Below are 11,678 nucleotides of genomic sequence, written 5' to 3'. Positions count from 1 at the left end.
ACCCGGCTGAAGCTTGAAAGTGTCTAGTCAGTATGTCAACCTAGACATTTAACCGAGACAGACCGGAGAGATAAGACAGAGAAGGGCGTGAGGACCGGGACACGGCGTCCCGCGAGCGATCTCCTTCCTTTTTTCCTTAAAGGTTTGGTCGTTACGAACGATAAGACCCGCATAGCGCGGGCAGCGGCTTGGGCCGCGCGGACAGCAGCGAAACCGTGCAGGGCAGTAGTGGGGAACGACGCGTAGCCAAACGCGCATTTCTAGTCTGAGATGCGTAGTAACTGCGCTTGCAGCCCCGTTATGTGAATCCCTTGCTATAGAGCGGAGTAGCGCGCATAAAAGGCATGCCTGCCAGTGGTGTGTCCCCAAGATAACTACATGGTGGTCTAGCGCCGAAAACCGTCACAACGTGTGGGCGTCCGGATTGTGTAGAGCGGTTGCCGACATTGAACGACACTCTCTCAAGCGCGTCGCGCTTTCCTGTTCATAGCACGCTATGTCTCACGGGCATGGTTCCCTGCGTTGTGCGCTAGACATAACGGCTTCCCTTTTGGGGAGGTTCAGGGAATGCGCTACCGGCCGACCGGGCGCTATCGCTTGCGGTTACGCATCGCACGGACATAGAAGATGATCCCCTTTGCGCGAATCGCACCCGACGTGTCCAGATTTCGGCCCGTACCAGTTCGCAACTGGCCTGAACCGCCAAACGACACGCAACTACAACATCATTGGAGGTTCTGTCATGACGCGTAAAGACTTCAAAGAAATTGCCGATTCCGTACGTCGGGAAGTTGTCGCCGACGACGAACGAAAAGCGCTCGCCGACGCCTTGTGCACGTACTTCAAATCGGTAAACTCGCGATTCGACCGCGACCGTTTCTTTGCCGCATGCGGTCTGTGATTAACACCAATCCGCACCCGCTGGGAGTGCCAATCATGAACAACCCTGAAATTTCTTTTTCCGAAGATGCGCACTTGTTCTTCAGGCAGAATTTCCGTTACGGGACATGGGACGGTGAAGACTGCGTCCGAGATAATGACTGGTCCGGATTCGGCTTCGTGCTCGGATCGGGCGGTGATCCGCTGCCAATTCCCGGCGATTACCTCACCGGGCACCAGTGCGCCCACCTGGCGGACGTGTCCAACGGGCACGCGGCGGTGCGGCTCATGGAGGAAGCGGCACCCGGCAAAGCGGCCGAGTGGAACGGTCTTCTTGCCTACGACTACGGCGATTCCGCCGCACGTGCGGCCGCCGACCGTATCGGTGCTGCTCTCGCCGGATACCCGCTGCTCGACGACGAAGACCTGTCAGGGCGGGAATCCGAGAATGCCGCGCGCGTGCTGATCGCCTGCTACGACGTGCCCGAGGAAGGCGCGGCGGACGTCGTTTCGGCGTTGAGCGATGACGGGCAGACCTTGTGTACCGACTGCCACGGCTGGGATATCGACCACATCATGTTCGAGCTGGGATATCGGCAATGCATCGAGTGCGACAAGTGGCTCGAAAGCGCTTGTGATGAGCCACTGCATTACGACTGCGCCGAATACTACGCAGAAGACGACTGCGAATGCGTTTCGGTCATGGTCGACGGATACCGGCACGGCAATCACACCGTAACCATGTCGGACGTTCGCGAAACATTGCGTGGCTGCGAACACTGTTACCCGGTTGTCTACCCCTACGGCAAAAACGTGCGTGGCTTTCACAACATGCCGCAGTGAGCCGGGCGGAAGAATTGACGCGATCTGACTGTGGCAACTAACCGCATGGTGTTGTGGCGTTTCGGTGCCGCGCGCGTAGGCGTGCGGACGCCGTGACCGCACAACGGTTTCCCTTAACGAAAGTGGGTTTGTCATGTCCAAAGAAACCAGCGAATGGCTCAACAACAACGTTCTGATTGGATTCACCGACAAGCGCGGGCACGCATGGCACTACCGGGCATCGGCACAAGGCAGCGAGCCGAACCACTACCCCGGACCCGTTCCGGTCGCCGACGTGCAGCGGCGCTTGTTCTACTGGACCGCCGAACCGGAACCGGTGCTTGTGGCGGGCAAGTTCGGCCTTCGCCGCGTGCCCAACAAGCAAGCCATCACCGCATCGGATACCGGTGACGTCCTCGGGATCTTCGCCGACGGCTACACCGTGCACCAATACCAGGAATGGCTGTTGGACAAGGTCGGCACCATCCTGGACGACGGTCTGTCGATCGGTTCCGCGGGCCTGCTGCGCGACCGCCGACAGGCCTGGGTGAGCGTGGAAGTGCCCGAGAACATCACCACCCCGGAAGGCGTGGAGTTCCGGCCGAACCTGGTCGCCTGCACCAGCCACGACGGCAGCCTTGCCACCACCTACAAGCGCACCGTGACCAACGTGGTGTGCGACAACACGATGTCGGCCGGGCTGCGCGAGTACGGCCAGCAGTTCAAGGTCAAGCACTCCAAGAACGGCAAGTTCCGCATCGTGGAGGCCCGTGACGCGCTCGTCATGGTCCACACGGTGGCCGAGGAATTCGCCGCCGAGGTCAAGGCCCTGTGCGAAACGACCGTGACCGACCAGGCATGGCGCGCCTTCCTGGACGCACACACTCCGGTGCCCGAGGAGAAGGGACGTGCCCGCACTACCGCGACGAACGAACGGGCCGCGCTCAACCGGTTGTGGAACACCGACAACCGGGTCAGCCCGTGGCGCGGTACCGCGTGGGGAGTGGTGCAGGCCATCAACACCTACACCCACCACGAAGCGATCGTGCGCAACGCCTCCCGCGCCGAACGCAACATGTCCCGCGCGGTGGACGGAAAAGCCGACGCGCTCGACCAGGACACCGTGACGACGCTCGGCAAGGTGCTGGCCTCGGTCTGAAAAGGACTGTCGCCGCTTCGGTGCCCGCGCGGCCGATCGCCGCGCGGGTGCCGTGGCCGCGAGATGGCCATAGCCGACGCCCGAACCAGTTGTAGGGCACACCAACCGCGACACAGAAAGGAAAACAACCCATGGAGATACAGGCATTCGCGGCAGCGATGGCGGAAGCGCTCGACGGGACATGGACGGTCGGACCGGGCCACCACGGTCACCGTGACCGATGCCTCATCGGCCCAGACGGTGAACAGCTTCACGTGTGCTATTCCGACTGGGAGAAGACACCACGGCTCAGGCTGTCCGTCGGCCTCCCGGCCGACCTGGCGACTATCCGGCATCGCCATGGCAACCCGGTGCCGTCACACGAAATCACGGTGTCCCCGGCAAAGACACCCGAAACGGTCGCCGCTGAGACTGCCCGGCGACTGCTGCCCGGCTACCGGGTCACCCTCGCGGAAACCCGCGAGCTGAAACAACGAGTCGATGACCAGGCCGCCGCGCGCGACCGGCTCGCGCACGCCATCGCGGACCCGTTCGGCGCGACCGTCCACGCGCCCGGCCCCAGCCCGCTCGGCCACGACCCGCAGGAAGCGATCGTGCGCTACCAGGGTCCTCTGGTCGGCACCGCCACGGTGCCCCGCAACGGCGGACACGTGGCCTTCGCCTTCTCGGTCGCTCCGAGCGAGGCCGCCCGTGTCGCCGCGTTCTTGGCGACATTCCCGCGAACGACGGATTGAGACCCGCGACCACTGATGACCCGCCCGGCTGTAGGTGGACTGAACAAGACAGCCCCGCACCACCTATGAACTGAAACGAAGGAGGCACATCGCCATGTCCCTAGGAACTCTGACAATGCACCACGACTACGAGTCCGGCACCACCGTCGAGGGAACCACTCGTAACAGTCCTGCGCACTTGGCGCTGAAGGCCCATCCGTCATGGACCTGGTCCCGTTACGCCGCGGCGTGGCTGTTGCGATCCTCTCGGCATCGCCAGTCCAAGCCGTACGCCCTCGCCGAGATCGAGCGCGTGCTCACCGATGCGGGCTACACGGTCGAGCGCGACGTCGACGACACGATGCCCAGCGTCGAACAGCGAGAGGCCGATCTCGCCGACCGGATGGACGACCGGGCCGACCGGCTCACCGAGCGCTCAGGGAAACACCAGGCCCAGGCCGACGCCACGCGGGCGAAAGCCGACTACGTTTTCCACAACATCCCGATGGGCCAGCCGCTGCTGGTCGACCACTACAGCTACCGGGCCGACCTCAACCGTCGCGAGCGCGCGTGGAACAACCTCGGCAAATCCATCAACCAGGGCGAGTACGCCGACGAGCTGGCGCGCCGCGCCGACACCGCGTCGCACCACATGGGCGCCCGCCACAACCCGGTCACCGTGGCCAACCGGATCGAGACGCAGGAAGCCGACCGCCGGCGTCTTCAGCGCGAACTTGACGGCGAACCGGGCTGGGTGACCGAGACCGACGAGCACGGCCAACCGCGGGACCGCTGGGTAACCAGGCGTCCCGGCGAGGAGCGCGCAGCCTACCTGCGGCGCGAAATCACCACCCTCACCGAGCAGATCGACTACTGGAAGGGCATCTACGCCCAGCTCCAGGCTGAGGGCAAGGCGTCCACGCTGGGGCCGGACACCGTGAGCAAGGGCGACTGGGTGCTCTACAACAACATGTGGATGCGGGTACGCCGGGTCAACAAGAAGTCGGTGACTGTGCCGAACCCGGTCTTCCCGCCGCCGCAGCCCGGAGAGAAAGAGGCCACCTGGACCGTCGCCTGGCACAAGCTGCGCGGACACCGCACCACGGAGGAGATGCCGCCGGAGGTCGTCGAAGCATACGAGGTGCCAGGCGTCGACCGGAGCAACTGATGCACCTGCTTAGCTACTGCTCTCTGCTGGGCTTTGTCGATCGGCTGGCCCGGGGCGCTCCTTGCCGTGTTGGTGGAAGTGCACGGTACCGATCGTGTTGGCCTGGACTATGTTCCTGGCGGTCGTCCCGTCCTTGGCGGCAGTGACAAGCGCCGCGCCGAGGCGTAGTTCCCGGCCGAGGTCGTCGATCCGTGCTTTCAGTCGGCCGATCGTGCGCTGGTGCGCGTCTTGCTCGCCGACCGCCTGCGCCATCCGTACCGCAACGTCGTGCGTGCCCGGGTAGCCAGCCTCAAATTTGGCGATGGCCCGCCGCAATCGACGCGGCATCTTCCCATGCATACGAGCCTCACTGAGCCTGCGGGCCAGAGTCCGCGCCGATGCTCGCTTCTCGGGGGTCAACTCCTGGCCGCTGGCCAGGTCAGCGGCCACCTGCCGGCACAGCTCGGCCTCTTCGTCGGCCAGGCTCCCGGTGAGCTTGAGCAAGTCTTGTGCCAACCGTGCCAGCTGCGCGTGCCACTCGAAGTTCACGCTCCTTGCCTTCCAGCGCAGGTCGCCAACACGGCGATGGTGTTCTGCCCGGACCACCTTCGCCTCGGCGAGTTCCGCCTCAGCCATGTCGAGCTCGTTCAGCACCGGCTCCAGCTCAATCCTGATTCGCTTTAGAAAACCATACAGGCTGGTCATGTCATCCAGTGCCACAATGAAGACACGGCGTTCAAACATGGAGACGAACACCGTGCAAGGCAGCAATGCTTCAGAAACACCGAAAAATGTGCGCATTTCGCTGACCGCGACCGTCAATGCCTTCCGGTACGACTGCAACTTTCCTGGCAGCACCGGGGCGACCACCATGTCGGGTCGTGCGTCGATGTCCGTGCACGATCGAGCGTTCAATGCCGGCTCGGTAAGCCTCTTTGTATCGCCCAAGCACTGCACGCCGCACAGGTCGACGGCCTGCTCGCGGCCCGCCCGCCACGGGTCCTGATGCTCAAGAGTGATGCTTCCCGGCGCAGGGGTGATGATTGCCAGACAGCGACGCGTCACGTCGTGCATGTCAGTCCACTCCGCGAAGAACCGCTCGTGCAGCTTCGGATTGTCGGCCGTGCGCGCCAGGAGAAAGACCAGGCCCGGATAACCGCCATCGCTCATGGTGCGGAACCGGCGGCCGAGAAAACCTCGAACCGAAATCTGTCGCGGCCCTGATAAGAAACCCATTGCGCCCTCACGGTCGAGCCAGATGGTCTGGGTACCCACCCATAGTGGCACGCGGAATCGCCCACTCGGCCAGCAGGCGAGCCGCTGACAGCCAGGGCGACCGGCTCGCAAAGCCGTGATCGATCGATGCGGTGGGTCCGGCGGGACCCACGGATTGCTGCGTACCGGGATGGCTACCGCCGTGACCTGTGTCGACGAGGTGGCCGCCACCCGCGGACTCCGATGACGCGCCGGAACTCCGTTGAAGCAGGCTCAGCAGGTGGTTCGCGACCGGGGCCCTCGGGTCACTACACCCCCCCGCTGACCGCGGCTGTCTCGGTAAGGTGTCTAGGGAAACAGGGCGGCAAACAGATAGTTGGTCACGCTCAGAGGCCGGCCGACCCTGGCAACGCGAGAGAGGGCCGCAGATGGACAAGGACGAGCACATCGCGCAGCTGCGCGCCCGCCGACAGCGCATCGAAGCGATCGAAACCGCCTTGGAGAGCATCCGCGACGTGGAAAGCTCTCTGCAGGAGATGCGGGAGATCCTGCTCCAGCAGCGGAAGGTCGAACGGACGGAGCGGCTCGCCGATATCCGTGAAGCGGACAAGGCCGGTGTGCCGAAGACCAAAATCTCCAAGGAGGTCGGCCTCAGCCGCGCGAACCTTTACAACCACCTCAAGGGTGCTCCGGCGGACGAGTAGCCGGATTCACGCGTCTGGGCGGTTGTCGGAGCCAGCGTCATGCGCCGGAGCGCTCTGGGAACGTCACGGAGGCTCGTCCCGGGCACCCGCGACGGTGCGCTGCTATCGGCAGAGCTGGCCTCCTCGCTGCCGGTAGAACTCTACTGGGTCGACGGCCTGCCCGTTGACCTCGATTTGCAGGTGCAGGTGCGCTCCGGTGGAAGCTCCCCGATTTCCGACCGCGGCGATGGGCTGGCCGGCGTGAACGGATTGGCCTTCGCGGACCAGGTTGTGGTCGTTGTGGCCGTAGATCGTCACGATCCCGTCCCCGTGCTGGATGCGGATCCAGAGGCCGTAGCCGGACGCCGGGCCTGAGCTGATCACGGTGCCGGAGTTGGCTGCCAGGATCGGAGTGCCGATGGGCGCGGCGATGTCGAGTCCTTTGTGGAATTCGCTGCCGCGGTACCCGAATCTGGAGGTGCAAGTGCCGCTCGTCGGGGTCGTCCAGCCGCCGGTGTTCGCACTGGTCGTACAGGTGGCACCTTGGACGGCCCCGACGATCTGGCGCGCTGCTGGCTCGAATTTCGCGTAGCGGCCGGGAAATCCTGATCGCTGCACGGTCTGGGCGGCAACGGTGACCGGCATGTTCTGCCAGTTCGGCAGCGCCAGCAGATGCCGGTAGAACTGCTCGCTGCTGTAGGCGGGGTCCATGATCTGCGCGACCGTTCCCCAGCCTTGCGACGGCCTCTGCTGGAACAAGCCGACGCTGTCGCGATCGCCGTAGTTCAGGTTCTTCAGCCGTGACTCGGTGAGCGCCGTGGCGACCGCGATGACCCAGCCCGGCTCGGGCACGTTCATCCGTTTGCCGACCGTGACGATCGTCGCCGCGTTGCTCATCTCCTGCGGTCCGTACCCCGCTGCCGAGGTCGTGCTCGCCCCGACGGGGGCGCAGTTCAGGTCTCCGGCGGAACTGCTGGAACTGCCGAATACGGCTTGAACCACAGCGATGGCGCCGCCGCCGATGAAGAGCATGATCACGACGACGAACCCGGCGCCGGCGGCGGCCATCTTGCCCATGACGCGTCACCTCCACGGATGCGCGGGGTCGGGCGGGGGCATCGGGGAGGGCGGGGCCACCTCCGCACGCGTGGCGACGGGCGTCGCGGCCGCCGGACGCTGCCCGCCGCCGGGAGCCGAGGCGCGCAGGCCCGGCCAGAGGGCGGGCAGGCCCGCCAGCGCCACTCGACCGGCGGTGCCGGACTCGTCGAGCCGTCGCCAGCGCGGCGCGGCCATGTCGAGCGGGTCAGCCGCGGCCTCGCCGCTGCTGGTCGCCACGGGTACGCGTGCAGGCCGGTCGAGACCCCGCAGCGCCTCGGCCATCGCGCTGCGTGCATTGACTTCGCGCCTGGCGCTGGGCAGCCACACCAGCACGGGTGTGGTGATGCCCGTGACCTCGGCCAGTCGCTCGTAGCGGGCGAGCTTGCCTGCCAGGCGGGACAGTTGCTCGGTGCCGAAGTCGAACTCGATGAACCACTCGACCTCCCTGCCGGCCTCGCGCCAGCGGCCGTAGCCGTCCGGGGTGACGATGTCGCCCCAGTGCCGGCCGCACCGGGCGGCCGACCACCACGCCGCGAGCACACCAGCGGTGCCGGGTTGACGGGCTCGGCGGATCAGGGTGGTGAACAGCCCGTTGCAGCCCACGGTGTGCGCCAGTTGCAGCGAGAACGCGCGTCCGATCTCGCGTTCACGGCTGTAGCCCAGTTCCTTGGGGTCGATGCCGTCCTCGCGGGCCAGCGCGACCGCTCCGGCGGTGTCGAGGACGTAGTGCATCGGGTGCGAGCCGCGGTCGCGGTGGGGCTGGAACCGGTGCAGCACGCCCCATTGATAGAGGTTGCGCAGGCGCAGGTTCGCGCTGCGGCGACCGGTGAAGGCGACGTCGATGATCTGGGTGCTGGTGAGGACGTGGTGTTCGAACAGCATTCGGCACAGCCACCGGTCCCGGTCGGTGAGATGCCGGGCCAGCCACGCGTGATGCTCGGCCGTGTTGAGCACCCGCGCCGCAGTTCGTTCGGGCCGATGTGCCCGCAATTGTCGCTGCGGGGTGGGATTGCTGACCATCGTGAGTGCACCTCCAGACGTGCGGGACGCGGGAACGCCCTGCGGGCAAACGGAAATAGCTGAGCGGGTCAGGCCGCGCGGCGCGGGTCGAACGCCACCGGCTGGGCGTTTTCGGCCGGATCGGGCGTGTTTCGAGGCTTGGTGTTCACGAGCGCGAGCCGCCGGATTTCTTTGGCCCGGCCGGGAATCGCGGGCGGGAGCTTCTGGGTGACTGCGGTGAACGGGGGAGCTTCCTCGCTGTCGAGCACCAGTCGCGCGGCGATGTGGAACCGGCCGAGGTTGGCGAGGTCGTGTTCGGAGAGCCGGGGCGCGGTGTGCCGGGCCAGGTGCCGGGCGTCTTCGGGCGACGCCGAGAAAATGATCTTCGAGCGGGCGTTGGTGCTGATGCCTTCTTCCAGTTCGCGCGGCAGCTGCCGCAGGTACTGGTGCGCAAGCGTCATCGACATCCGGTAGCCGCGGGCTTCGGCGAGCATGTCCTCCATCGGGTACGCCAGGTTGAGGAAGTTGTGGCACTCGTCGATATAGAGCGACGCGTCGTGGCGGTCGCGTTGCGGTATCCGGGCGCGCCGGGTGGCGGCCTGCCACGTGCGGGCGACGACGATCGAGCCGATCAGTCGCGCGGTGTCCATCCCGAGCGCGTCTTTGCCCAGGCGCACCAGGCAGATCCCGCCGTCGAGGACCGCGTCCATGTCTACTGTGGACTGGCCGCCGGCGAGGGATGCTCGCACGAACGGGCGCAGCAGCAGGCCGCGGAGCTTGTTCATCAGGGGCGCGACGACCTGCGCCCGGCTGGCGTCGGACAGATCGTCGTACCAGTGCCAGAACCCGGTCAGGACGTCGTCGGAGATCTGTTCGAGCGCTCGCTGCCGGAAGGCGGGCACCGTGAGCAGTTTCGGCAGGTCGGTCAGCGTGGGTGTGCCGGGCAGCTCGCGCAGGGTCAGCAGCCCGGAGCGCAGGATGTCCTCGGTGCGCGGCCCCCAGCTGGAGGCGTAGACGTGGGAGAAGATCGACACCAGGTTGTCCACGGTGCGCGCGGTGTCGTCGCCTTCGAGCGGATTGAGCACGGGCGGGAGGGAACGGCTGTCGGCGTCGAAGAGCACCACCTTCTCCCCGAGCCGCGAGGGCAGCCGCATCAAGGTGTCCGCGACCAGATCTCCCTTGGGATCGATCACGACCAGGCCGCGGCCGGCTTCGGCGTCGTCGAGGATCATCCGCGCCATCAGCTCGGACTTGCCTGACCCGGTCGCACCGAGGATGTGCAGGTGATGGCGCGCGTCGGCGACGCGCAGCCCCACCGGTCGGGAGTGGCCGGAGTCGGTGATTCCGATCGGTTTCACTCCGGCGCCCTCGGTGGCGATCCCCGGTGGCGGCGGCACCGCCTTCGCTCCGGCGCGCTGCAAACCGGGCACGGCCTCGTCGGTCGGGACGTGAGCGAGCGCGGCCAGCTCAGCGATCGAGAGCAGATCGCCGGAGGCGAGGCGCCGTTCGGCCACGGACTGGACCGGACGCGCGAGCCGGACGCGACGGTAGTAGTTGTGTTCGCTGTAGGCCGCGAACGCGCTGGCGATGGCATGCCCGCGTCCGCGCAGGTGTTCCCGCACCGGAACCCGCTCAGTACTGGTCGCGTGCTCGTCGACCAGGGTGGCCACGGCGTACCGGATGCGGGTCTCGTACTGGGAGCTGCGCTGCTTGGCCACGATGACCCGGTCCTGCGCCGAGGTTTCCAGCGAGGTCTGGTGATCGACGACCGGCCGCTTCGCGGTCGTGGCGGGCTTGCGCGATCCGGTGTGCGGGGTGATCAGGTCCAGGAGGCGACCGGCCAGCCGGGCCGAGCTGCCCGTGCGGACCCGGCGGGCAGCTCGGCGGGCTGTGCGGACACGCGCGCCGGTGACCGGGCGCGCGAGGATCTGCACCACGGCCCGTTCGTGGGTGGCCATGCCTGCCGGTGCGCCCAGCAAGGCCCGGACGGGGTCGGTGGGGAAGTCCGACCGGATGGGCAATGCCTCGCTGCGGGCCAGGCGCAGTTCGCCGCCCACGGCCTCGACCGCTTTGCCCGGCGGATTGGCCAAGGGGATCGGCGGCTTGGCCGGCGCGGTCCGGGTGTGCGCGCCGGGCCAGGCAGCCTCGATGGCGCGTTCGGCCATGCCAGGCGGTACCACGCCCGGCAGCCACAGCCGCAGGGCGACCCCGGTCTGGGAGAACACGTACTCCCACACGATGTGCGGCTGGCCGTGCATCCGCCGTTTCCAGCCGGACCGCAACAGCCCGACCAGGTTCGAGTACAAGGCCGCCGCGCCGTCCGGATCGACCGTGGGCGGAGCGAGCACGGTGACCACCCGGGCGTCGGCCACCATCCGGTCATGGCACCGGCGCGCCCACCACCGTCGCCCGACCACAATGGCGGCCACCGCCAGCGCCACGGCCGGCCCGACGAGCGGCCCCCAGGACAGCGCGAATTCCCGCAGTGCCGCGACGAGAGCGCGCACTGCAGCACCGGGATCGCGCAGGTAGTCCTGCAACGGCGACGCAAGCGTCCTCGCCGAAGCGACAACGGATTGAGCGGATGACATCAGAAAGCCCCTCTTTCGCAAGGAAAAGTCGCAAAGGTGCGGATTCAGGCCGCGTGTCGTCCGGCGTTCGTTTGGCCTTCGTGCGTCGGGGTAGGCGCGGACGGGTTGCAGGGGCACGAGTCGCAGATGACGGCACCGCTTGCGTGCCGTTCGGCGTCGAAATCGGCCTGCCACTGCGACAGCCGCCCCGCCATGCCCTTGAGCGACCCGCAACGGCAGTGCGGATCAGGCAGCGCTGTCGAGGTCGACGTGGCCGTCAGCGTCCGCATCGAGAGCCAGTTCGGTGTCGTCGACGCCGAGATCGACGAACGCGCCGCCGTCGTCCGTGCTAGATTCGTGGTCCGCGTACTGCGCCAACTCGGCCGGGTCTGT

10 protein-coding genes are annotated in these 11,678 nt (G+C 66.6%); 6 read left to right on the top strand and 4 right to left on the bottom strand.

Annotated features, from left to right (window positions below; all coding sequences use genetic code 11):
• The first annotated feature begins 742 nt into the window (after positions 1 to 742).
• The 5 genes from H5411_RS16565 (at position 743) to H5411_RS16545 (ending at position 4,741) form a co-directional block, all read left to right on the top strand.
• Positions 743 to 901 carry a hypothetical protein gene (locus H5411_RS16565; protein ID WP_158242509.1) on the top strand — a complete coding sequence of 53 codons (159 nt, stop codon included), beginning with the start codon at positions 743 to 745 and terminating at the stop codon, positions 899 to 901.
• A gap of 35 nt (positions 902 to 936) precedes the next feature.
• A complete protein-coding gene (locus tag H5411_RS16560) occupies positions 937 to 1,722 on the top strand; it encodes a hypothetical protein (protein WP_143271439.1) in 786 nt (261 codons plus the stop codon).
• 133 nt (positions 1,723 to 1,855) lie between these two features.
• The gene (locus H5411_RS16555) at positions 1,856 to 2,860 is read left to right on the top strand and encodes a DUF932 domain-containing protein (protein WP_037364546.1); all 1,005 of its coding nucleotides are present in this window, start codon (positions 1,856 to 1,858) and stop codon (positions 2,858 to 2,860) included.
• Between the two features lie 131 nt (positions 2,861 to 2,991).
• A complete protein-coding gene (locus H5411_RS16550; protein WP_101438025.1) occupies positions 2,992 to 3,594 on the top strand; it encodes a hypothetical protein in 603 nt (200 codons plus the stop codon).
• 94 nt (positions 3,595 to 3,688) lie between these two features.
• Positions 3,689 to 4,741 (top strand): DUF3560 domain-containing protein, encoded by a 1,053-nt coding sequence (locus H5411_RS16545; RefSeq protein WP_081655199.1) that lies wholly within the window; start codon positions 3,689 to 3,691, stop codon positions 4,739 to 4,741.
• Between the two features lie 9 nt (positions 4,742 to 4,750).
• Here the strand turns inward: H5411_RS16545 and H5411_RS16540 are convergent, their stop codons facing one another.
• On the bottom strand, positions 4,751 to 5,995 hold the full coding sequence (locus H5411_RS16540) for an AAA family ATPase (RefSeq protein ID WP_143271440.1): 1,245 nt from the start codon (positions 5,993 to 5,995) through the stop codon (positions 4,751 to 4,753).
• Between the two features lie 368 nt (positions 5,996 to 6,363).
• Between H5411_RS16540 and H5411_RS16535 the strand changes: the two genes are divergently transcribed.
• On the top strand, positions 6,364 to 6,639 hold the full coding sequence (locus H5411_RS16535; protein WP_037364558.1) for a helix-turn-helix domain-containing protein: 276 nt from the start codon (positions 6,364 to 6,366) through the stop codon (positions 6,637 to 6,639).
• Between the two features lie 102 nt (positions 6,640 to 6,741).
• Here the strand turns inward: H5411_RS16535 and H5411_RS16530 are convergent, their stop codons facing one another.
• The 3 genes from H5411_RS16530 to H5411_RS16520 all read right to left on the bottom strand — a co-directional run bounded on the left by H5411_RS16530 (position 6,742) and on the right by H5411_RS16520 (position 11,306).
• The gene (locus H5411_RS16530; protein ID WP_037364560.1) at positions 6,742 to 7,695 is read right to left on the bottom strand and encodes a M23 family metallopeptidase; all 954 of its coding nucleotides are present in this window, start codon (positions 7,693 to 7,695) and stop codon (positions 6,742 to 6,744) included.
• Between the two features lie 6 nt (positions 7,696 to 7,701).
• Positions 7,702 to 8,736, bottom strand: a complete 1,035-nt coding sequence (locus H5411_RS16525) for a replication-relaxation family protein (protein WP_037364563.1) — start codon at positions 8,734 to 8,736, stop codon at positions 7,702 to 7,704.
• 68 nt (positions 8,737 to 8,804) lie between these two features.
• A complete protein-coding gene (locus H5411_RS16520) occupies positions 8,805 to 11,306 on the bottom strand; it encodes a type IV secretory system conjugative DNA transfer family protein (RefSeq protein ID WP_101438028.1) in 2,502 nt (833 codons plus the stop codon).
• Positions 11,307 to 11,678: the final 372 nt, after the last annotated feature.

The organism is Amycolatopsis echigonensis, from assembly GCF_014174495.1.
Taxonomy (GTDB): domain Bacteria; phylum Actinomycetota; class Actinomycetes; order Mycobacteriales; family Pseudonocardiaceae; genus Amycolatopsis; species Amycolatopsis echigonensis.
Note: the sequence above shows the minus strand (reverse complement) of the source record. Positions and strands in the feature narration are given on the sequence as shown.